Genomic DNA, 21,660 nt, shown 5'->3' with positions numbered 1-21,660 from the left:
CCGTTTAAAAAGCTTAAACACAACCTCACCCCCTTAGAATAAAGATGTTCCATTCAGTTTCTTCGTAATCTTGTTCGCAGACAGGAGCAGGATGAAGGCGATGATCGCTTTCAATAAACCAACTGCTGTTGCGTATGAGTAGCGGGCATTTTGCAGACCCATCTGATAGACGTAAATATCAATAACGTTACTGGCGCTCTCATTCAATGAGTTTCGCAAAATCAAGATCTGATCGAAGTTTGAATTCAGGACACCGCTTACAGCAAGAATGAACAAGATTGTGATGGTTGGGCGAATTGACGGCAATGTGACATGCCACATTTTTTGGAACCGGTTTGCTCCATCAATTGTGGATGATTCGTATAGTTCCGGAGATACACCAGCAATAGCTGCCAGATAGATGATTGCTGACCATCCAAGTTCTTTCCAAATATCCGAGAGAATGACAATCGCCCAGAAGTTATCCGGCTCAGCCAGGAAATTCGTCCGTTCACTGATCAACCCTAAACCTAGCAAAATATCATTGATGACACCGATATCCGCCAGCCATGTAGTCAAGATGCCTCCAAGTACAACCCATGAAATAAAATGCGGCAAGTAAGAAATTGTCTGAACCGCTTTCTTTAGCTTCATAGATGTTAGTTCATTAAGCAAAAGAGCAAAAATGATTGGGAGCGGGAAACCGATAATCAATTTAATCAAGCTGATTCCCAGGGTATTTTTGAGGACAATCCAGAAATTCTCATCCTGCAGGAATTCCTTAAACTGCATCAATCCAACCCATGGTGCCTCCGAAATCGTCTTGATGATGCTATATTCCTTGAACGCGATGATCAGCCCATACATTGGGATATAGTTAAAGATGAACATCCATACTACACCCAGAAGCGCCATCGTCTGCAAATACTTTTGTGAAATGATTGTCTTTTTGATTTTTTGGTATTTTTCTTTTTTTGTTGCCTTTTCGATAATGGTGTCAGTAACTTGTTGTTCGACTGGCTGTTCTATCTTGACTTCCATTTCTTCACCACCTTGGCTGCTTTGTCTTTCTTGTATCTTCATCATAAAAAAAAGGGCTTACATTTATAAGCCATCGAATTTTGCTTATGGTACCAATTTTTTAGTTTTGGAAAAATCGGCCAAAATATTGATACCATCACATTGTTATCGTTTTCATTTTTTCGGGAGGAGAAGATTTTAAGTTGTCCTTAATATAAAAAAACTGTGCACCAGACTAATGGTTCAGTCCGGTGCACAGTTTTCTCAGCTTTTTATCCAGTTTTTATCCTAATGCCACGTCGAGGATCATCATGATGGCGAATCCAAACATGAGGCTTAATGATGCCAAATCGCTGTTGCCGTTTTCCTGGGATCCAGGGATTACTTCTTCGGCTACCACGAAAATCATCGCTCCGGCTGCAAAGCTTAGCGCATACGGCAGAAGTGGCTGGATGAACATGACAGCGGCTGCTCCAATCATTGCGGCAACTGGTTCGACCATGCCTGAAAACTGGCCGTACATGAAGCTTTTCTTTCTTGACATTCCTACTTGCCGAAGTGGCATCGATACTGCGACACCTTCCGGGAAGTTCTGGATACCGATTCCTATTGCAAGCGCAATCGCGCCCATAAGCGAAGCCGAAGGAAAGCCTGCAGCTGCAGCTCCGAAAGCCACTCCGACCGCGAGACCTTCGGGGATGTTGTGCAAGGTAATGGCCAAGACCATCAAAGTACTTCGTCTTTTCTTTTCGGGATGGATTCCCTCAGCTTTTTCCATTGATAAATTAGGATGTAAATGGGGCATCAATTTATCTACGACCATTAAGAACAACCCGCCTAAAAGAAAACCAGTCGCAGCAGGCATCCAGCTCGGCAGGCTTCCTCCCTCACCCATTTCAATCGCAGGAGCAAGTAGTGACCAGAAACTTGCAGCAATCATAACTCCTGCCGCGAGACCCATCATACTATCCAAAAACTTTTGGTTTGGATTTTTCGTTGTAAATACTAAAGCAGCGCCCAAAGCAGTCATTCCCCAGGTAAACAAAGTCCCAATCAGCGCCTGGACAACCGGATGGAATCCCATGAAAAAATCAAGCATCTTTTTTCCTCCTAAGACTTGCTCTGTAATCAAATGTAACTCATTTTAATGTATTATATGGATAATGAAGTGGTGAATATATCTTGTTCTGCATAAATCAGACGGCGCTAAGTTTGTTTTATCAAGATTACTACATTCAATACGTAATTCCAATCCTATTTATTTTTTATCTGAAGGCACTGAGCCAGATGAATGGATTTTCACGAAAAAAAGGGATACGCTAATAAAATAGTTCATACATGGAAGGGAATTAAATCATGATTGCAAAAACAGAAGAAGATTTTAACGGATTAAAAGAAATTGGCAGGATTGTCGGCATGATTCGGGAGGAATTGGTGCAAAAGACAGTGCCCGGAATTACCACAAAGGAACTCGACGAGCTAGCAGGCGCCATGTTTGAAGAAAATGGAGCGATTTCTGCTCCGAAAGGCGAATACAATTTCCCAGGATACACCTGCATCAGTGTGAATGAAGAAGTAGCACACGGGATTCCAGGGAGCCGCGTCATTAAAGAAGGTGATATCGTTAATATCGATGTTTCCGGATCAAAAAATGGTTATTTTGCCGATACAGGAATCTCCTTTGTCGTTGGCCAAGGTGATCCGATTTTAACGAAGATATGCGAAACAGCTGTTGAGGCTTTTGAAGCAGGCTTGAAAAAGGCGAAACCCGGATCGAAGAAAAGCGGACTGGGCAAGGCGGTTATGGCGACTGCGCGGAAAAACGGACTTAATGTAATTAAAAACCTTACAGGACATGGAATCGGGCGGACCATCCATGAAGCTCCCGATCACATCTACAACTATAATGAGCCATGGGATGACGAGCTATTGAAAGAAGGAATGGTCATCGCTTTTGAGCCATTCATCTCCACTGGTGAGGAAGAAGTTTTCCAATACGAACATGATGAGTGGACTTATGTCACGGAAAACAGCTTTGTTGCACAATGTGAGCATACAATCATCCTCACTAAAAATGGACCTATCGTTATTACCAGATAAAATTCCACTTGAACCCCTTGCCGATGCAGGGGTTTTTGTATTTTTATCGGCTCTCTGCCATTTAATACTAAATTCCTATTTTTCGTGTTTCTAAAAAAATTCCCACAAAATGATTGACACATTATCTGTGACGCAGTAAAGTAATAAACAAGATTTACAACTCAATATTCGTTACTTCTTATCAAGAGAGGTTGAGGGACTGGCCCTATGACACCTCGGCAGCGGACTCCTATGGAGGACTGTGCCAAATCCAGCAAGCGTGAGCTTGACAGATAAGAAGAGGCCGACTTTTTAATTCATGTCCTCTTCTTTCTGAAGGGGACTTTTTATTTTCCAATAATCCCCATCTACAAATTAATATCGAGACTTTCTTATCAAGAGAGGCGGAGGGACTGGCCCTATGAAGCCTCGGCAGCGGACTCACATTGAGGACTGTGCCAAATCCAGCAAGCAATAGCTTGGGAGATAAGAAGAGATCTTGTCCTGCATTCGTTGCGGCATGCCTCTTCCTGTTTCCTGGAAGAGGTTTTTTTCTTTTTTAAGAAACTATAAACTTTTGTATTAAATTAGTGTCTAGCTACAGCGCCTAGCCCCTCGAGTCGCTTCGGTCCGCCCAATGAAGTCAAAGAACGACTTCACCGGTCGGCCCTCCAGCGCTTGTCGGGGCTGAACAAGGCGCTTGCGCTTTTCAATCTACAAAGGAGGAAGACTGTTGATTACATTTGAACAAGTGGAGAAAGTTTATGAAAGCCGCGGGAAAAAGGTACCGGCACTTAATGGAATTGATCTGGAAATCAAAGAAGGAGAGATATTTGGGGTCATTGGTTTTAGCGGAGCAGGAAAAAGTTCACTGATCCGCTGTGTGAATCTGTTGGAACGCCCGACATCCGGCCGGGTGATTGTCGATGGCTGCGACATGACTTCCCTTTCACTTAAAGAAGTCCGTGAGGTTAAAAGGAATATCGGGATGGTGTTCCAGCATTTCAATCTTTTGAACTCCAAGACCGTATTTGAAAATGTCGCAATGCCGCTTGTCCTCGGTAAGGTTCCGAAGGCGAAAATCAAAGAGCGGGTTTATCAGCTCCTCGACTTTGTAGGTCTCGCTGATAAGGCGGACAATTATCCGGACCAGCTTTCAGGCGGACAAAAACAGCGAATCGGCATTGCCCGTGCGCTGGCAACCCAGCCAAAGATCCTGCTTTGTGATGAAGCAACTTCGGCCCTGGATCCGCAGACTACAAGTTCGATTCTTCAGCTTTTGAAAAAAATCAACAAGGAGTACAACATCACGATATTAATCATTACCCACGAAATGTCTGTCATCAGGGAAATCTGTGACCGGGTGGCGGTCATCGAGGAAGGTAAAATCATTGAGGAAGGCTCAGTATTTGAAGTTTTTTCAGCTCCCAAAACAGTAACAGCCAGAAATTTTGTCAGCACCATCATGAATGACAATATTCCAGATTCCGTCCGCAGAATCATCAAAGGACATTCGGGGCTTCAAAAGGTATTTAGGATCAACTTCGTCGGTGAGTCAGCAGGCGAGCCGCTGCTGTCACAGCTGTCAAAGAATTTTGATATCCATGTCAATGTTCTGTTTGGAAATATCACCGAGCTTCAGGGAATTCCATTCGGCAACCTGATTGTCGAGTTCCAGGGAAGTGATAAAGAAATTTTAAGGGCTCTTAATTTTATCAATCAGCAAAAAGTCAACATAAAGGAAGTGACCGCACATGCTAGTTAATTCAGAACAAATCATCCAGGCATTAATTGAAACACTGCAAATGGTCGCGTTCTCCCTGCTGTTTTCGGCAGTCCTTGGAGTTCCCCTTGGAATTGCGCTTGTCGTGACGAGAAAAGGCCATTTGCTAGAAAATGCACCTGTCTTCAATGTACTTAACAGTGTCATCAACGTATTCCGATCAGTGCCATTCATCATCCTGCTGGTCGCAATCATTCCGCTGACCCGGCTGATTGTCGGCACATCAATTGGTACGGCCGCTGCCGTCGTCCCGCTTGTCTTTTATGCAGGACCGTATATTGCAAGATTGGTAGAGAATTCTTTGTTGGAAGTGGATCCAGGAGTTATCGAAGCCGCTGAATCAATGGGTGCCACTCCATGGCAGATTGTATTCAAATTCATTCTTCCAGAAGCTATGAGTTCACTCATTCTTGCTTTCACGATTGCAACGGTCGGATTGATCGGTGCATCGGCAATGGCCGGAGCAATCGGAGGAGGCGGCTTGGGCGACCTCGCGATTACATACGGATACCAGCGGTTTGATACCCAGACAATGTTCATCACCGTTGGTATTTTGATAGTCATGGTACAGGGGCTCCAATCCCTTGGAAATATTTCAGCTAAAAAAATCAGAAGAAGATAACAGGAGGAATCAAAAATGAAAAAACTTTTACTAGCATTGATCGTACTTAGTCTGGCATTAATCAGCACAGCATGCTCGAGCTCCTCATCATCAGCGAAAGGCGGAGAGACTGTCAAAGTAAAGCTTGGCGTCAGCGGAACAGATCACCGTGTATGGGATTTTGTCGCCAAAAAGGCAGAAAAAGAAGGAATTGACGTCGAAATCGTCACTTTCTCGGACTATGTCCAGCCGAACCTTGCGCTTGCAGAAGGCGAATTGGATGCAAACTCATTCCAAACCGTTTCTTATTTTGACGCTTTCATCAAAGAACATAATCTTGACCTTGTTCCAATCGCAACCACAATGATTGCTCCAATGGGTATTTACTCTGAAAAATATAAAGAAGTGAAAGACATTCCTGAAGGCGGGAAGATTGCTCTTGCAAATGAAGCGACAAATATGGGAAGAGGACTTCTTTTACTCCAGGAAGCTGGGCTCATCAAGCTTGAGGAAGGCTTCGACGGAATTGGCGCCCTCGATAAAATCGTTGAAAATCCAAAGAATCTTGAACTTGTGCCGCTGGTTGCCGGCCAGACACCAAGGGTATTGCCGGATGTAGCCGCATCGATCATCAACAACGGAATCGCGGTTGATGCAGGACTAACACCAAAGAAGGATGCCATCTTCCTTGAAAGTGCCACTGCCACTCCATATATCAATATCATTGCTGTCCGCGAAGAAGATAAGGACAATGAAGCTTTGAAAAAATTAGCTGAACTTTACCAGCAGGATGACACAAAGGAATTCATCGAAAAAGAATACAAAGGAAACACCCTCCCTACCTTTGTGCCGCTCAGTGAGATTGGATGGTAAGAAGAAATCTCATTTAATGCGTCCGTCATTCTTGAAGTCACCGATTTTCGGGCACACCTTCGACTGTTCTGCGACCCTAATTGCGGAAGCCATCACTTTTCGGGCGCAGCTCTGGTCGTTCTGCGACCAAGATTACGGAAGCCGTCACTTTTCGGACGCAGCTTTGACTGGTTCTGTGACCATGATTGCTGAAGCCATCACTTTTCGGGCGCAGCTTTGGTCGTTCTGCGACCAAGTTTGCGGAAGCCATCGATTTTCGGGCGCAGCTTTGACTGTTCTGCGACCGTAATTGCAGATGCCTTCGCTTTTCAGGCGCAGCTTTGACTGTTCTGCGACCGTAATTCCAGAAGCCTTCGCTTTTCGGGCGCAGCTTTGAATATTCTGCGATCATGATTGCGGAAGCCATCGCTTTTCGGGAAAGACCAGCAGGCTTGGGACTGAAGTTAATAGCTTTCAAAAGGGGATGCCCCTGTTACTCACTATTTTTATGAAAGTTTAAAGGAGGAATCAGGATGTCAACATCAGTAAAGTCACTTAAAGATATCATTACAGAAAACGTGGAACTGAACCAATATCTTTACTTAACGACCAGCCATGAAATTCACGCACGCCCGGAAATCGGCAATGAGGAGTTTTTCGCTTCCGCACGGCTTATCAATATTTTAGAAGATGAAGGTTTTGAAGTTGAAAAGGCGGTAGCAGGACACGAAACCTCCTTTGTTGCTCGCAAAAGGTCTGAAAAACCGGGACCATCCATCGCCTTTTTGGCAGAGTATGATGCCCTGCCTGGGATTGGCCATGCCTGCGGACATAATATCATAGGCACAACCAGTGTCGCCGCAGCGATCGCGCTAAGCAAAGTATTGGATGAAACTGGCGGTGAAGCAGTCGTTTTTGGAACGCCTGCCGAAGAAGGCGGACCAAATGGGAGCGCGAAAGGAAGCTTTGTAAAGCATGGCCTTGTTGAGGGAATCGATGCGGCTTTGATGCTGCACCCTTCAGGACAGACCAGATTGACATCAACCTCGCTTGCTGTGGATCCTCTCGACTTTGAATTTATCGGAAAGCCCGCCCATGCAGCGGCTTCTCCTCATGAAGGTATAAACGCTCTGGATGCTGTGATCCAGCTGTTCAACGGAATCAATGCATTGAGACAGCAGCTGACGGATGATGTTCGGATTCACGGCATCATCACCCATGGAGGGGATGCACCGAACATCATTCCTGAATATGCCAAAGCCAGATTCTTCCTCCGCGCAGCCACCCGAAGCCGATTGAATGATGTCACCCAGCGCGTAAAGGCTGTTGCAGAAGGTGCGGCCCTTGCAACTGGTGCAAAGCTGAATGTTATCGCCTTCCAAAATAAAGTCGATAATTTGCTATTGAATGATCGGTATAATGAAGTCTTTAAAAATGTGATTCAAGACCTTGGGGAGAACGTTGCAGCCAATGAAAGGGAGGGAATTGGCTCTACCGATGCAGGTAATATCAGCCAGGTCGTTCCAACCATTCACCCTTATATCAAGATAGGCCCTGATAATCTCGTGGCCCACACTGTTCCCTTCAGGGAAGCTGCAGCTTCACCAGAGGGAGACGAAGCCTTGCTAAAGGGAGCAAAAGCTCTTGCTCTGACAGCTTTACAATTATTTACAAACCAGGAACTATTGACAGATATCAAAGCTGAGTTCGAGCTGAGGAAAGCAGCGGAAAACAAACAATAACCTGTTTCCTTATACTTGCCCACTATTGAAAGAAGACCTTTGCCCATGCGCAAGGGTCTTATGGTTGTTTTAAGTTACCAGCCTGATCGATACCTATCAAAAGGAACAGAAGCACTGTTCTCTTGCTTTGGCGACGCTGATTAAGAAATCAATCGCCTCCATTTCTTCTCTTGTCAAATGTCGTCCCAGCTCTGGATTTTTCAATATTGCTTTTGCTTGTTCGATCGTCATCAGATTCTCTCGTGAAATCAAAACTCTCTCTATCGGATGCAATCTGAACCGCCGTTAGCAAAACTCCTGAAGAAGTTCTTGCCGCGAATTGCTTTCCTTTAATTCTAAAAATACTAAAAATTCCATTGACTTGTGAACTGTAAGTATATATAGTAATGTGTATTATTCTTCTTTTGGGTACAACGGAACACTCTATTGTGATAGATTGAACAATTCATTTCTCTCTATCTATTTCCTTCCCTTCTTCAATAGAAATACCTCCCTGCCAACTGAAGAAACCATGATTCACTACATCAAGAAGAGGAGGCAATTTAATTGCATCAAAAAATCTCATTTTCAACCTATGCACTCATTGGAACCATGCTATTCGGCATGTACTTTGGCGCTGGGAATTTAATTTTCCCGATTCAATTAGGCCAGCTTGCAGGCACAAACTTCTGGCCTGCGTTAATCGGTTTCCTGGTCACAGCCATTGGCCTTCCCTTTTTAGGTATATTGGCGATCGGGCTTTCCGGCAGCACCGGATTGCGTGATTTGGCCAGCAGAGTGCACCCTGTTTTCGGCATTGCCTTTGCCACAGTTCTATACTTAACCATTGGACCATTTTTTGCGATTCCACGAACAGCCACTGTTCCATTCGTTGTTGGTTTTGAGCCTTATATTGCTCCAGGGCAGGCTGGTTTATGGCTGGGGATTTTCAGCTTCATCTTTTTTGCCATTGTTTATTTTTTCTCCCTCCATCCAGCAAAGGTCATGGATTACATCGGCAAATATTTGACTCCGGCGTTTCTCGTTTTTTTATTTCTTTTAATTGGATTTTCGATATTCAATCCAATGGGGAGTTATGGTGAACCTGCAGGTGCTTTTGAGAAGCTTGCCTTCATGACAGGTTTTAAAGAAGGATATAATACAATGGATGCCCTGGCATCCCTGGCATTTGGGATTGTTGTCATCCACGCGATTAAAAGACAAGGTATTACTGGCAAAAAAGAAATCGCCAAAGCAACCATGAAATCAGGGATTTTCGCAATGTCACTGATGATGCTCATCTACGGGCTTATAACATTTATGGGAGCATCAAGCGTGACAGCCATCGGGACATTCGAAAATGGCGGCCAGATTTTTGCAGCAGTCGCACAGCACTATTTTGGCTCATTCGGTGCCGTCCTTCTTGCTACCATCATTGTGCTTGCTTGTTTAAAAACAAGCATAGGCCTGATCACAGCCTGCAGCGAGTTCTTCCATGACGTGTTTCCGAAGGTTTCATACAGAAGTTATGTATTTATTCTAAGCTTCGTTTCCTTTGCCATTGCAAACTTCGGCTTAAACAATATCATTCAATTCGCTGTACCGGTTTTAATGTTCCTGTATCCTTTAGCCATCATCCTGATCCTGTTAACCCTATTATCACCGCTATTCGGTAATAAACAGAGCGTATACTCTGCTTCGATGGCGATGACATTTCTTGTAAGCTTTTTTGATGGATATAGTACATTAGCAGCAAATGTTCCCTATCTGAATGTTCCAGTTTTCAATTCGATCAAGACGTTATACATGGATTACCTTCCGTTATACGATATAGGTCTTGGGTGGATCATTCCAGCCATCACTGGAGCAGCGGTTGGCTTCCTTTTACCTAAAACAGAATTAACTTCAGGAACATACCAAAAAGAACTGTAGAGATCCTCTGCAGTTCTTTTTTCTTTTGTTTCTGCAATACAGGCAAATTATTTATTATGTTTTTTCTGAGCCTTTAATGCTACCTTTTCTAATCCATTTCCTCTTTCCTCAGCAAATTCTACATCTGCTTTTGGCATTGCCTTATTATGTTTTGGTTTATTTTTCGTCATTTTTTCACCCCCTTTGTTTTCAATTTATATAAATCAAAGATGCTCTATCCTTCACCATTCTCCCATTAGTTTGTGTTTCTTTTTCGAGGGTATGCTTTCTCTATATTTTTAGAAAGGCGAAAAGTGAGTTTGTCCTAATTAATCCATCCAGTCATGTCCATTTCCTTCGAATATACTGCTTTTGATAAAATGAAAGGAGCTGGACAGATTGGAAAGAAGAGAATTTGACAGCATGGGAAATCAAACCTTCTTCCGGTTTTCGAAAAATCATCATCATAAACAAAAGGATTTGCTGGAAGATGAATTTGAATCAAGTTCCCATATGCATGAACGTGGAACAGTCAGAGGCATTAGCGCAAGAAAATGCGAGGAGCTTGCAGATATTATCGGAGGAGATGTTATTACAACTACCCCAGCCTGTGTTGTACAGCGCTTAAGAAACATAAAAGCTACGATCCTGGGGCGTCGCACCCGGTCCCCGCTTGCTCTTCCATTTGCACTATCATTTGAAAACAACAAAGGCGGCAAAACTCTGAATCTAGGTGAAACTGTCATCCTGCAGGAAGAAATTAATCCTTTCCTTACAGAATTACGGAAAAGAGGAATCAAGGTAACAGCCGTACACAATCACTGGCTATTTGAAGAACCGCGTTTAATATATATGCATTGGGAAAATGTCGGAGATCCGTTCGAATTTGCATGTGACAGCATCGAAGCGGCAAAAGATGCTGGATTATTTTAAATATCATTTTAAGCTGTGGGTCCTTGCCGGCAGCTTTTTTTTCGGTTCGGCTCATTATAGAGCATCGGATCTTCTGCACAAGGATATTTTCCATTGTAAGTAAGTCATCTGGAAAATAACCTGACAACAAACAAAAAATCGCCAACCTCTCAAGGCCGGCGGTTCTTTTGAAGGTCGCTCTTTTTTATTTATCACCGGGTGCTGGCTGATCAATACCTTTTACCCGGTGGCGGTGTCCATCGTTTTCAGTAGTGTAGAAATCGTAATAATGGACGTGCATTCCATTTCCGACTGGAATTGCTGGTCCGGAATAAGCCTGATAATGGTGGGTATGCCCGTTTTCAAAGACCACATATCCTTCAGTGTAGTGGACATGGTTGTGATCCTCTGTCATGATGGGCGGTGAAGTTACATCCAGGCATTGATGAACATGTCCTGCACCCATAGAAGTGTAATCGACTGAACCATGATTATGATGCGGTACAAAACCTTTTACAAAATCATCTTTCCCTATCTTCGCCATACCCTCACCCTCACTCTTGATAACTCAAATATACGTTACCCTTTTATGGTCTGTGCGTTTAGGCTAGCTTCAAAATGATCAATGATTTCCAAAAACCGTTCCGCTTCCCTGAATGTATGGTCAGCTAACAGCGGATGAATATTGCTTTTGATTCTGCAGGCTTCAATTAATTCTCTAGCTGTTTTCTTAAAATCTCTTAATGAAGCAACCGAAACCCTGTTTTGATCCAGGAATTGATCAAGCATTGGCACTGTTTCCGATTGAGGTCTCATCGAATCCAAATCCACAGCCTGGAACACCAATTGGTCAAAGTCATGACTGAATTCCCTAGCCTGCTCAACCAGCTTCCTTTCTGAAGGATCTAAGAGATGCCCGATAAATTTTGCATGGTCTGCCATAATTCTTAGGAAGAAAACATTTTCAGCGATTATGGCCTCTGGCTCTGGAACTAATTTCCCTTCATTTAACTCCTTCAAACGATTAGCAAAATACGCTGCTTCTCTGCTTACGTGATCAATTAGCAAAGGGAAATTATTATGTCTTATTTCACAGCGCAGAGTGAGTCCTAATACTTTTCTTTTGTAACTCCAAATTGAGGCGGCAGCTTGATAAACCTCATTGTTAAAAGCTTGGATTTGACGAATATCCGTGTTAGCGCTAAATCGTGCCAGTTTTTCCTCAATCCGCTCAAATATCACAATAAACTGTTGTGCTTCAGCAATTAATTGTTTTTGCTCATACGTAAACCCCAGACTTAAAAACAGCGCGTGCTCCTTCATGATTCTGGACCAAAATCTAATTTCGTCCAGTGATCTAAGAACAATCGGATTAGCCATGAACACCCTCCTCATCACACTATACATACATCTTAAAATATATGTATCTATTTCTTGTCCCAAAACATTATTATGTTTTTTTCTATGCCTAAAGTGATTTCCACATAGGTGACTCTGTTGAGTGAGATGTTCCAGTCCAGCTTACTGACTGGGTATGTTTTTCTGCCGAGAATATTTCGGAGGAGGAGGGTTTTTATTGTGAAAAAGAAACTCTTTTATGGAATTCCTTTGGCGCTGACAATTTTTATCGGTGGATGTTCCTCTGAGACGGACCAGGAAAATGAACCGCCAGTTGAGGATACTGAAAATGATGTTAAGGATGAAGATTTCAAATTGAATCAAGAAGAATCTGATGGTGATGAAAAGCAATAAAGGAAAAATGCTGCCTCTTCCATAGAGACAGCATTTTTTCTGTACCAATTCCCTCTATAATATAATCAATAAAAAACCTTAGAACCTCTGGTGTCCTAAGGTTGTTCATTCTCATTATCTTCAACAGACTTTTCAACCTTGTCTTTTTCATCGTCCGTTAAATTCTCATCATCCTCGGTTGTACCATCGGTTGGTTCACCAGGATCCTCTGTCATTCCATCAGGTGCTGGTGGTGCTTGTTCATCCTGTCCCATTACCGGATCGTCTTCTGGCGGCGGCTCTTCTGTGGCTCCGCAGCCTGCCAGCAAGATGCCTGCCCCTAACGTAAACGAAAGCATCAAGTTTCGCTTCATCATGTTGTCACTCCTTTCTGTAACAGGTTACTTTACTTATAGCCCAACTGGAAAATCATAAACATTCCCCCCCTGCCTTAAAGTTTTGGATGACTATGTGTTTTTCCAGGTTAAAGGACCTTTACGTGTGGATGCTAGTTTGGGCGGATTGCTTGAGGGAATAATGGGTAAAATGAAGCAGCTTGCAACTGGAGGGTTAATTAGTGAAGTTAAGTGTACTTGATCAATCCGTCATCAGCGTGGGGGATTCGGCCGGACAGGCTTTTCGCAAAACAGTTGAGCTGGCCCAAATCACAGAAGATCTTGGGTACACCAGGTTCTGGGTTGCTGAGCATCATAACACCAACGGCATTGCCGGTTCCTCTCCTGAAATATTGATATCCCACATAGCATCGATGACCAAAAGAATCAGAATTGGTTCAGGCGGAGTCCTGCTCCCTCAATACAGCCCTTTTAAAGTGGCAGAGAACTTCAAGGTTTTAGAGGCTCTGTTCCCAAACAGGATAGATGCTGGATTAGGCCGTTCTCCTGGCGGGTCAGCCACCACGAGGCTTGCGTTGACAGATGGACTTCGGAAAAGTTTAAATGAGTTTCCCAGACAAATTAGTGACCTAAAAGGATTCTTACAGAATGAATTGCCAGGTGACCATCCCTTTCATAGCGTTAAAGCCTATCCTGACAAAACAGCTTTCCCTGAATTATGGTTATTGGGAATCACTCATCGCGGAGCCAGACTTGCAGCAGAACAGGGAACAGCATTTACATACGGCCATTTCATAACACCCGCCAACGGAAAAAGAGCATTGGAACAATATTTCCGGGAGTTCCAGCCTTCTCCATTCCTGAAAAAACCCAAAGCAAATGTGTGTATTTTTGTTGTATGTGCTGAAACCCAGGAAAAGGCTGATGAACTGGCTTTGAGTCAGGACTTATGGCTTTTGCGGGTAGAAAAGGGGATGGATACAAGGATTCCATCATTGGAAGAAGCAAAGAATACAACGCTAACGGCGGAGGATCGGAACAGGATCGTGGAAAACCGAAAAAGAATGATCATCGGAACGCCGGAAAAAGTGAAGAGTGAGCTCTTGAGGCTGAGTGATGATTATGGGACTGAGGAGTTTATGATCATCAATAATCTGCACAGCTTCCAGGATAAAGTTAAGACATACACAATGCTTGCGGAAGCCCTACTCTAAAGTAATGCAGGAAGGGGAAACCCCCTTCCTTTTATTGTTCCTTCAAATCTTTTTTGGTCATCTCGCTTCGCACATTGATGTCTTTGGAGATATTTCTTTCTTTATTGTTTGGGTATTTATTTTTGCGTTCGCGGTTATCGTTTCGATTTGTCATGATGATCCTCCTCCATTTTACTTTTTGCGGTTCTTTCCTGAATTGATGTCATTGTCATTGCCAAGCTCGCCATTCGTACGGCCTTTCTCTTTGGCAATTTTTCCGCCCAGTCTTACATTCTGCTGGCTGATTTCTTTTCCACTCATGTTTTGTCACCCCCACTTTTTAAGATGCTCAAAATCCTCAAATAAAACTTCCTATTTCGTATCTTTGTTATTGCCTAAAATCCCTGTTATGTAATATAATTCAATTAAAATAATCTGTTATATAACAATATTCAGAAAGAGAGGAAGAAACATGACAAAAACGGATGCAATTGCGCGAAGGATTTTAGGCTGGAAGCTGAACAGATGGGACCGCTGGTTTGATTATGAAAAAGGTGTTTTCATCAATGACTCTGAATTCCAGCCAGAGCAGAATCTTCTGCATGCAATGCTGATTGTCGAAAGACTGGAGAAGCTGGGCTATGCCTTTTCATCAAATGGGGTTTCAGAGGCTGCTTTCAATCAATTCAGAGGGACGGGTGAAAACCTGCCTGAAGCGATTACAAATGCTGCCTATGCCATCATTGAAAATGACTCGGTCGTGGCGAGCGCAACACTGTGGCGGAAATTATCATAATAAATAAAACTGAGCTGCCTCCTTTGATGGACGACAGCTCTTTTTTCAATCACTCCACTTTTTCATCCTTACCTGCCAGCCAGAATGCAGCGGCAATTGAGGCAATGATGATAATGAAGGGAGCGTAGAACATTGTGAATTCAGCCATTTTCCACCCTCCTATGCATGGTCATCCCGTTTACCCTGAACATAATCTTTATTGAACAGAAACAGCCTCAGCAATAAATACAGTGAAGGGAGCAGCAAACCAAGCCCCGCTATAAAGGCAATAATGAGAGCGATTGCCATCGCTTCATTTGTGAAGCTGTCATAAAGCTTGAGAAAAGGATAAAGCAGATAGGGATAATGCGAAATGCCATAAGCAAAAAATGCAATCAGGAATTGACCTGTTAACAACCCGAATGCGACTCCATATGATTTGCGTTTTCCAAGCAAGTAAACAGTTCCCGCAAACAAGATGAAGGAAATTGCAAACAGCCACCATAAATCAACGAGCCGGGTGTAATGCTCCGGATTGTGGTCCTTAAGTTCGACGATGATTCCTGTTGCGCTCACAATGGCCGGCACCGACCAAATTAAAGCATATTTCCGAAGCAGCTCTGTGGCCGGTTCATCCTGAGCTTTATGGGCGTACCATGTTAAAAATACAGCTGAAATATAGAGTACCGCTGCCAGACTGAGGACAACGATGCTCCATGTCAGCGGACTGGTAAACAGCGCCCAGTAATCCAGATTAATACCCGAAGCCGTTTCTGTGACAAAGCCGCCCTCTGAAATCGTCAGCACAATCGACAGTGAGGCCGGGATGAACAAACCTGATAATCCGTATAAATACGAATATCTTTTGTGCTTCAAACCGCCATAAGTCGTAAAAGCATAATAGGATCCCCGAATCGCCAGCAGGACGATTGCGATACTGGCAGGAACAAGCAGGATGGTTCCGTAGTAATACGCCGTTTTAGGAAAGAATCCGACCATTCCGACAAAGAAAAACACCAGGAATACATTTGTCACTTCCCATACCGGCGACAAATACCGCTGGATGATCCGGGTCAGGATATGCTGCTTTCCCCGGAAAAGGCTGTATGCATTGAAGAATCCTGCCCCGAAATCGATGGAAGCGACGATGACATAGCCAAAAAGAAACAGCCATAGAACAGTAATCCCAATTATCTCAAGTGTCATCGCAACTCACCTTCCTTTTCAGCTTCCCTGTCTGCCAGTTCTTGTTCAACAGGATTCTTCCGGAACATCCTTGTTAAAACCACGATGCTTCCTACGGCAAGCACCAAGTATAAACCGGCGAACATCAGCAGCATCATATCGACCTGTCCGCTTGTCGTCGCTGCTTCGTCAACCTTCATGATTCCCCTCAGGATCCACGGCTGCCTCCCAACCTCGGCGAACCACCAGCCAAGCTCGATCGCAAGCATCGATAACGGGCCTCCAAGGACAATGAGCCATCGATACCACCTGGTCCGGATAAAACTCCATTTCATCCAGACACCGACAACATACATAAGTGAGAGCACCGTCATCCATATGCCGATCGTAACCATCCCATCGAATAGATAGTGGATGTAAAGCGGCGGGGTTTCGTCCTCAGGAAACTCATTTAGACCAATCACTTCCGCATTCGGATTACTGTGTGCCAAAATACTAAGCGCATATGGAATCTTAAGAGCGTATTTAATCTCGCCATCATCGAGAACGCCATAGAGCATTAACGGTGCACCTTCATGGGTCTCAAAATGCCATTCCGCGGCTGCCAGCTTTTCTGGCTGGTACTCGGCTAAATATTTCCCGGAAAAGTCACCAATCACCGCTGCGGCAATCGAAAAAATCAAACCGATTTTCATTGTCAAAAATACTGCTTTTTTATGATAGATATGATTCGATCCCTTAAGCAGCCTGTAAGCCCCGATGGAAGCAAGGAGAAATGCCGAAGTCATATACGCAGTGGCAAGCACATGGGCCACCTTTGTCGGCATGGCTGGATTGAACATCGCCAGGATCGGATTGATATTGACCAGCTGACCATCAACAAGATCAAAGCCTTGCGGGGCATTCATAAAGGCATTCACGATGGTGATGAATACAGCCGAAAAAGATGCTCCAATCGCAACTGGAATAAGAAGCAGCAAGTGTTTCTTCTGATTCTCAAACCTGTCCCATGTATATAGATAAATGCCCAGGAAAATCGCTTCAAAGAAAAACGCAAATGTTTCCATAAAAAGCGGCAGGGCAATGACATTACCCGCAAGTTCCATAAAGTTCGGCCATAGCAACGATAGCTGCAATCCAATCGCCGTCCCGGTCACAACGCCAACCGCAACCGTAATCACAAAGCCGCGCGTCCACCTCCTGGCCAGCAAAATATAATGTTCATCCTGCTTCTTGATTCCCAGCCACTGAGCAATCATGATCATCAACGGAATCCCGACGCCAATGGTGGCATAAATAATGTGGAAAGATAAAGTAAGCTCAGTCAACACTCGGCTGAAAAAAACAGATTCTTCATTTCCCATCCTTCAATCCCCCTTTTCTATCCGGCAATTATACGGCCGATAAAGGACAGTCCCATAATCGCCGCTACAATAAACGCTACCCACATCAGCACTCGTTCTTGCTTTTTATACATATGGTAATTGTCACCCCGCTCGCTAAGTTTGTTCATTTAATCACATAACTCAGAAAAATAAGTCCCTTCCACCTATTTATACAGGATAGATGTGAGAAAAATATGATATGTAGTCTCCTTCATTCCTTATTCCCCTTAGCACAATAGTTAAAACGATTGGACCTGCCATATATCGTTAGGAAAATAATAATCTGGTTAGACTGGGACTTTTTAACGGCCTGTTCTTAACAGCGGGCTCAAGCTGACGGCTCTTTCCTGCGCTGTACGTAAAATTGCCGATCCTTATATCGCTGAAAAAGCCAAATCACTGCAGCAACCCAGAGGCTGCTGGCAAGGAACCCCCCGACAATGTCACTAGGATAGTGGACGCCAAGATAAACCCTGCTCACTCCAATCGAGAGAATCATGAAGCTGCTTGCAAGAATCACAGCCATTCTGCCAATACGGCCTTGGACATGGCGCCACAGCAGGAAGGCCATGATACTATAAAAAGAGAATGCATTCATAGCATGCCCGCTCGGAAAACTGTACCCGCCAATCTCAATCAACCTGTGAAAATCCGGGCGTGCCCGTTGGAAAAATAATTTCAGCAATCTGTTCAGGATTGGTGTGCAAAAGACCACTGCCAGGAAAACGAGTACTTCAAGCCTGAATCTTAATACATAGAACATCAAAATAAAAAGGAGGATTGTCAGAACAGCAATAAACCGGATGGTTCCGATATAAGTAAAAAACTTCATGATGCTAGTTAGCCAGGGGGATTCCAGTCCCTGGATGAATGAGATGACATGGCGATCAAAGGCCATTAGATAATCAGCTCTAACAAGAAAAGAGAGCAAAATAAATAGGAATAATGAACCGAAAAACGCTATGGATAACTGCAAATTAAACTTCATGTCCTTGTTCCTCCTGTTTCCTTCCATGTTCTGCATCCTTTACTATTCCCCTTATTCAGATTTTCAAAAGACAAATAGACAGAACGACAAGGGGGGAAACTTTTTTTCTTCTTGCGGGGAAGGTAAAATAGACTTGAAAGGAAGTGGGCGAATGGCAAATTCAGTTACAGGTTCTAAACAATCGCATTTAACGCAGTATATCCCGCCTAAAGGAATGTATGAGACGTTTGAAAATGAAGCTCATTATCTTGAGAAGGTCAAGGAATGGGGATTGAGCACAAAGAAAGAATTTTGGTACAAAGACAGATTCCAGCATTGTCTTGTTACGATAAAAGGTTATGAAGTTTTCGGTGAAACAACTGAATACAATACGCTTGTCGTTGAATTTCCGGATGGCAGGCTGACATGCATCCATCCTGCATATTTGAAGGAAATGCAATCCTCCAATTTCGGCAAGGAAATTATTGAACAGACCGGGGACGAGCCTAAAACGAAATCTGAGAGTATGGAAAATCCTGAACTGGCAGCAGCAGAAACAACAGCTCCACCAGCGGAGGCTAAAACGGAAAAAACAGCGAAAGCTTCGGCAGATAAGCCTGCTAAAACAAAAAAAGAAAAGGCCCCTAAATTGGTGCTCCCAGAAGATAAAGTCCATTTTACCGCGAAAGTGAAGCAGTTCGCGTTGAGCTGGAATCACTTCAATGAGGACAATGATGAAGTCATTGTGTTCGAAGACGTCCGAATCGACCAGGAAGAACTAATCGAGGTTGGCCTTGCATGGGGCTCACACAGCAAAACACTGAAAAAACTCGAACTGGAGCCCGGACAGGAGCTTGAATTCAACGGCAAGATCGTCAAGAAGAGCCTTCCCAAAGGAAAGGACGTGGAAGACGAGTCGATGCTTCTTGATGTTTCGGTAGGATACAAGATCAATAATCCTTCAAAAATCATTAAAAAATAGCTTTACTATTCAGAATGGACGGAATGGGTTTTATCACCTGTTTGCGCGGGACAGGGAAAAATTAGTTTGCAATTATGGCAAATAACCGTCATGCTTTAAAGAACAGATTTAAAAGTCATAAAACACAGGTGAAAAAAATGATTGAAATAAAGAATTCTGAAATAAGCGATGGTGAGTTCAATAGAGGCGTATTCGCCAAGAGAAATATAGCAAAGGGTGAACTGATACACGAAGCCCCTGTTCTCTCCTATCCGAACGACCAGCATGTACACATCGAGAAAACAGCATTAGCCGATTATGCCTTTGAATACGGGATCAATCATTCAGCCATTCTGTTGGGCTACGGCATGCTTTTCAACCACTCCTATGAGCCTAACGCAATCTATGAAATCAATTTTGACAATCATACTTTTGATTTCTATGCGTATCGTGACATCAAAGCCGGCGAAGAGATTGTCATCAACTATAATGGCGAAGTCGATAACAACGACCCACTCTGGTTCAATGAAGAGAAATAAGAAAAGCTCAAAGTGATTTAATACTGTCTTATCTCGTAAGAAAAGCGGCTCCCATTAGGAAGCCGCTTCTTTTAAAAAAGACTAAGTGATGTCGTCTTCTAAACATTCAAGTTCAACAATGACATTCGTCCCCTGGCCTATTTCACTTACAATTTTCATGGTTCCATCATGCTCCTGAATGATTTTATTGCTCACCGTCAGTCCAAGTCCGATGCCTTTGTCCTTCGTCGTATAAAACGGAGTTCCAAGATAACGAAGGCGGTCAGGCTCGATTCCTGTTCCCTCATCCGAAATGCTGATAAGCACTTTTCCCTTCACCTTCTTTTGCAGGTCGATCACGACATTCCCGCCATTTGGCATGGATTCAATCGCATTTTTCATAAAGTTCAAAAATACTTGTTTCAGCTGATGTGGATTGCAGGAAAGCATGATTCTTTCATCTGGATAAGTAGGGATGATTTGGACATTGTGCATCATCCCCTGCGGATGGATGATATTGATCGTGCTGTCCAAAATCGATTTCAAATCTTCTTTAACATATTGGATTGCCTGCGGTTTAGCTAGTGACATAAACTCATTTACAATCAAATCAATCCTGTCCAGCTCGTTCATGATAATTGCCAGGTAACCTTCCTGCTTCTCCTTATCAAGACATGTCTGCAGCAATTTTGAAAACCCCTTCAACGCTGTCAGCGGATTGCGGATTTCATGAGCCACACCCGCTGCCAGTTGACCGGTGACAGACAGCCTGTCCAAATTTCGGATGGAGGCATCATGCTTGACCCGGTCTGTTATATTCCGGCCGACACTGACAAAGGAGTCTATCTCCTTTTTTTCATTATAGATTGGCGAGAAGCTATATTCTGTATAAACGGATTCCAGGTCACAAGTGATGAACTTCTTCCGTAAAATCTGCGGTTCTCCAGTTTCGAGTATCTCCTTAAGCTTAAGATCCAGAACAGCATCTTCCTCTGGTGTCAAAAATTCACCCAGACTTTTGCCTACAATTTGCTCTGGTTTCAAGCTGATCACTTTTTCATGGGAGGGTGAAGCATACAGAATCAATTTATCTTTATTAATCACCAGAATCATGTCAGTCGTATTCTCGGTGATCAGCTCGTACAGTTCCCGTGTTCGGTGTAATTCATTCTCCATACTTACCAATTTAGTAATATCTCGGTAAATCGCGATGATGGCAATAATCTCGCCCTGCTTATTACGGAAGGGGGAGTAAGAGACGGCAATATCGAGTAATGATCCATCTTTATGGAATCGCTTCGTTATCATATTGGTAAATGCCTTTCCGTTTTTGACTTCGGAAATGATCTCTTGTACAACCTCCGGATTCGAAAACTCATGAAAGGTCCTGCCTATCAAATCTTCTTCTGTATAACCGAAAATCTCTGTGTACATATGATTGATCCTCAAAAAACGGTTCTCCATATCTACAATTGCAAACCCGTCAGCCGTACAATCCAGGAATAAACTTAGTAGTTCATCCGGATTATAGATAGTTGTATCATCCTGACCAAATATCGGAAAATTGTTACGCATAGAGATCTCTCCAAACCTATTATCCTTATAACTCTATTTTATTATCCTTATAACTCTATTTTACAGAAAGTTATGATTTTTCAAAAGGAGTATTTAATCTTCTTTTTTAGAGCAAGGCTCTGTTAAACAAGGCTGTTGATTTTCGTTCCAGGCGCT

At 43.4% G+C, this 21,660-nt stretch carries 27 protein-coding genes and 2 riboswitches; of the genes, 12 read left to right on the top strand and 15 right to left on the bottom strand.

What is annotated here, in order from left to right; genetic code table 11:
* Positions 1-33: 33 nt before the first annotated feature.
* Positions 34-1,020 carry an ABC transporter permease gene (locus M3593_RS18905; RefSeq protein ID WP_144478847.1) on the bottom strand — a complete coding sequence of 329 codons (987 nt, stop codon included), beginning with the start codon at positions 1,018-1,020 and terminating at the stop codon, positions 34-36.
* Between the two features lie 262 nt (positions 1,021-1,282).
* Entirely contained in the window at positions 1,283-2,098 is an 816-nt protein-coding gene (locus M3593_RS18900; protein WP_144478845.1) for a ZIP family metal transporter, read from the bottom strand.
* A 257-nt stretch (positions 2,099-2,355) separates the two neighbouring features.
* Between M3593_RS18900 and map the strand changes: the two genes are divergently transcribed.
* From map to M3593_RS18880, 4 genes are all read left to right on the top strand, one after another.
* Entirely contained in the window at positions 2,356-3,099 is a 744-nt protein-coding gene (gene map / locus M3593_RS18895; protein ID WP_144478844.1) for a type I methionyl aminopeptidase, read from the top strand.
* Between the two features lie 175 nt (positions 3,100-3,274).
* A riboswitch (SAM riboswitch) is annotated at positions 3,275-3,378 on the top strand.
* Positions 3,379-3,467: 89 nt separating this feature from the next.
* Positions 3,468-3,571: riboswitch (SAM riboswitch) on the top strand.
* A 240-nt stretch (positions 3,572-3,811) separates the two neighbouring features.
* Complete coding sequence (locus M3593_RS18890; RefSeq protein ID WP_144478842.1) at positions 3,812-4,843, top strand: methionine ABC transporter ATP-binding protein; 1,032 nt, start codon at positions 3,812-3,814, stop codon at positions 4,841-4,843.
* Entirely contained in the window at positions 4,833-5,483 is a 651-nt protein-coding gene (locus M3593_RS18885; RefSeq protein ID WP_144478840.1) for a methionine ABC transporter permease, read from the top strand. Before M3593_RS18890 ends, M3593_RS18885 begins: the two co-directional genes overlap by 11 nt.
* Positions 5,484-5,498: 15 nt before the next feature.
* Complete coding sequence (locus M3593_RS18880; protein WP_144478838.1) at positions 5,499-6,335, top strand: MetQ/NlpA family ABC transporter substrate-binding protein; 837 nt, start codon at positions 5,499-5,501, stop codon at positions 6,333-6,335.
* Positions 6,336-6,411: 76 nt separating this feature from the next.
* On the opposite strand, the gene M3593_RS18875 is transcribed toward M3593_RS18880, so the two are convergent.
* A complete protein-coding gene (locus tag M3593_RS18875) occupies positions 6,412-6,792 on the bottom strand; it encodes a hypothetical protein (RefSeq protein ID WP_144478836.1) in 381 nt (126 codons plus the stop codon).
* A gap of 55 nt (positions 6,793-6,847) precedes the next feature.
* Here M3593_RS18875 and M3593_RS18870 point away from each other — a divergent pair, with 55 nt between their 5' ends.
* Positions 6,848-8,056 (top strand): M20 family metallopeptidase, encoded by a 1,209-nt coding sequence (locus M3593_RS18870; RefSeq protein WP_251544329.1) that lies wholly within the window; start codon positions 6,848-6,850, stop codon positions 8,054-8,056.
* A 96-nt stretch (positions 8,057-8,152) separates the two neighbouring features.
* Here the strand turns inward: M3593_RS18870 and M3593_RS24125 are convergent, their stop codons facing one another.
* Positions 8,153-8,287, bottom strand: coding sequence for a hypothetical protein (locus tag M3593_RS24125; protein ID WP_260983621.1), 135 nt, complete (start codon positions 8,285-8,287; stop codon positions 8,153-8,155).
* 315 nt (positions 8,288-8,602) lie between these two features.
* Here M3593_RS24125 and brnQ point away from each other — a divergent pair, with 315 nt between their 5' ends.
* Positions 8,603-9,967, top strand: a complete 1,365-nt coding sequence (gene brnQ / locus M3593_RS18865; protein WP_251544331.1) for a branched-chain amino acid transport system II carrier protein — start codon at positions 8,603-8,605, stop codon at positions 9,965-9,967.
* 47 nt (positions 9,968-10,014) lie between these two features.
* Here the strand turns inward: brnQ and M3593_RS24120 are convergent, their stop codons facing one another.
* Positions 10,015-10,137 (bottom strand): hypothetical protein, encoded by a 123-nt coding sequence (locus M3593_RS24120; RefSeq protein WP_285848107.1) that lies wholly within the window; start codon positions 10,135-10,137, stop codon positions 10,015-10,017.
* 208 nt (positions 10,138-10,345) lie between these two features.
* Here M3593_RS24120 and M3593_RS18860 point away from each other — a divergent pair, with 208 nt between their 5' ends.
* Positions 10,346-10,879, top strand: coding sequence for a DUF1259 domain-containing protein (locus tag M3593_RS18860; protein WP_353056109.1), 534 nt, complete (start codon positions 10,346-10,348; stop codon positions 10,877-10,879).
* Between the two features lie 184 nt (positions 10,880-11,063).
* On the opposite strand, the gene M3593_RS18855 is transcribed toward M3593_RS18860, so the two are convergent.
* On the bottom strand, positions 11,064-11,402 hold the full coding sequence (locus M3593_RS18855) for a YmaF family protein (RefSeq protein WP_144478830.1): 339 nt from the start codon (positions 11,400-11,402) through the stop codon (positions 11,064-11,066).
* Positions 11,403-11,437: 35 nt separating this feature from the next.
* Positions 11,438-12,238, bottom strand: a complete 801-nt coding sequence (locus tag M3593_RS18850; protein ID WP_144478828.1) for a DUF2935 domain-containing protein — start codon at positions 12,236-12,238, stop codon at positions 11,438-11,440.
* A gap of 198 nt (positions 12,239-12,436) precedes the next feature.
* On the opposite strand from M3593_RS18850, the gene M3593_RS18845 reads away from it, so the two are divergent.
* Positions 12,437-12,610 (top strand): hypothetical protein, encoded by a 174-nt coding sequence (locus tag M3593_RS18845; protein WP_251544333.1) that lies wholly within the window; start codon positions 12,437-12,439, stop codon positions 12,608-12,610.
* A 95-nt stretch (positions 12,611-12,705) separates the two neighbouring features.
* Here the strand turns inward: M3593_RS18845 and M3593_RS18840 are convergent, their stop codons facing one another.
* The gene (locus M3593_RS18840) at positions 12,706-12,966 is read right to left on the bottom strand and encodes a flagellar basal body L-ring protein FlgH (RefSeq protein ID WP_251544335.1); all 261 of its coding nucleotides are present in this window, start codon (positions 12,964-12,966) and stop codon (positions 12,706-12,708) included.
* Positions 12,967-13,166: 200 nt separating this feature from the next.
* Here M3593_RS18840 and M3593_RS18835 point away from each other — a divergent pair, with 200 nt between their 5' ends.
* Positions 13,167-14,159, top strand: coding sequence for an LLM class flavin-dependent oxidoreductase (locus M3593_RS18835; RefSeq protein WP_251544337.1), 993 nt, complete (start codon positions 13,167-13,169; stop codon positions 14,157-14,159).
* Positions 14,160-14,190: 31 nt separating this feature from the next.
* Here the strand turns inward: M3593_RS18835 and M3593_RS24115 are convergent, their stop codons facing one another.
* Positions 14,191-14,313: a hypothetical protein gene (locus tag M3593_RS24115; RefSeq protein ID WP_260983619.1), complete on the bottom strand. Its 123-nt coding sequence runs from the start codon at positions 14,311-14,313 to the stop codon at positions 14,191-14,193.
* A gap of 17 nt (positions 14,314-14,330) precedes the next feature.
* The gene (locus M3593_RS24110) at positions 14,331-14,459 is read right to left on the bottom strand and encodes a hypothetical protein (protein WP_260983618.1); all 129 of its coding nucleotides are present in this window, start codon (positions 14,457-14,459) and stop codon (positions 14,331-14,333) included.
* Positions 14,460-14,610: 151 nt separating this feature from the next.
* Here M3593_RS24110 and M3593_RS18830 point away from each other — a divergent pair, with 151 nt between their 5' ends.
* Positions 14,611-14,934 carry a BC1872 family protein gene (locus M3593_RS18830; RefSeq protein WP_251544339.1) on the top strand — a complete coding sequence of 108 codons (324 nt, stop codon included), beginning with the start codon at positions 14,611-14,613 and terminating at the stop codon, positions 14,932-14,934.
* Positions 14,935-14,983: 49 nt separating this feature from the next.
* Here M3593_RS18830 and cydS read toward each other — a convergent pair whose 3' ends face one another.
* The 4 genes from cydS to M3593_RS18815 form a co-directional block, all read right to left on the bottom strand.
* On the bottom strand, positions 14,984-15,082 hold the full coding sequence (gene cydS / locus M3593_RS24385) for a cytochrome bd oxidase small subunit CydS family protein (RefSeq protein WP_395883519.1): 99 nt from the start codon (positions 15,080-15,082) through the stop codon (positions 14,984-14,986).
* An 11-nt stretch (positions 15,083-15,093) separates the two neighbouring features.
* On the bottom strand, positions 15,094-16,119 hold the full coding sequence (locus tag M3593_RS18825) for a cytochrome d ubiquinol oxidase subunit II (RefSeq protein WP_144478820.1): 1,026 nt from the start codon (positions 16,117-16,119) through the stop codon (positions 15,094-15,096).
* Positions 16,116-17,462, bottom strand: a complete 1,347-nt coding sequence (locus tag M3593_RS18820) for a cytochrome ubiquinol oxidase subunit I (protein ID WP_251544341.1) — start codon at positions 17,460-17,462, stop codon at positions 16,116-16,118. Before M3593_RS18820 ends, M3593_RS18825 begins: the two co-directional genes overlap by 4 nt.
* A 349-nt stretch (positions 17,463-17,811) precedes the next feature.
* Complete coding sequence (locus M3593_RS18815; RefSeq protein ID WP_144478816.1) at positions 17,812-18,471, bottom strand: phosphatase PAP2 family protein; 660 nt, start codon at positions 18,469-18,471, stop codon at positions 17,812-17,814.
* Between the two features lie 151 nt (positions 18,472-18,622).
* On the opposite strand from M3593_RS18815, the gene M3593_RS18810 reads away from it, so the two are divergent.
* Together M3593_RS18810 and M3593_RS18805 are read left to right on the top strand one after the other, a co-directional pair.
* Positions 18,623-19,432, top strand: coding sequence for a hypothetical protein (locus M3593_RS18810; RefSeq protein WP_144478814.1), 810 nt, complete (start codon positions 18,623-18,625; stop codon positions 19,430-19,432).
* Positions 19,433-19,569: 137 nt separating this feature from the next.
* Positions 19,570-19,950 (top strand): SET domain-containing protein, encoded by a 381-nt coding sequence (locus M3593_RS18805; protein WP_144478812.1) that lies wholly within the window; start codon positions 19,570-19,572, stop codon positions 19,948-19,950.
* An 81-nt stretch (positions 19,951-20,031) separates the two neighbouring features.
* On the opposite strand, the gene M3593_RS18800 is transcribed toward M3593_RS18805, so the two are convergent.
* The gene (locus M3593_RS18800; protein ID WP_251544343.1) at positions 20,032-21,504 is read right to left on the bottom strand and encodes a PAS domain-containing sensor histidine kinase; all 1,473 of its coding nucleotides are present in this window, start codon (positions 21,502-21,504) and stop codon (positions 20,032-20,034) included.
* Positions 21,505-21,660: the final 156 nt, after the last annotated feature.

The sequence above is a fragment of the Mesobacillus sp. MER 48 genome (assembly GCF_023714225.1).
In the GTDB taxonomy this organism is placed as follows: Bacteria; Bacillota; Bacilli; order Bacillales; family Cytobacillaceae; genus Mesobacillus; species Mesobacillus oceanisediminis_A.
This window is presented reverse-complemented; position numbering and strand designations above follow the sequence as displayed.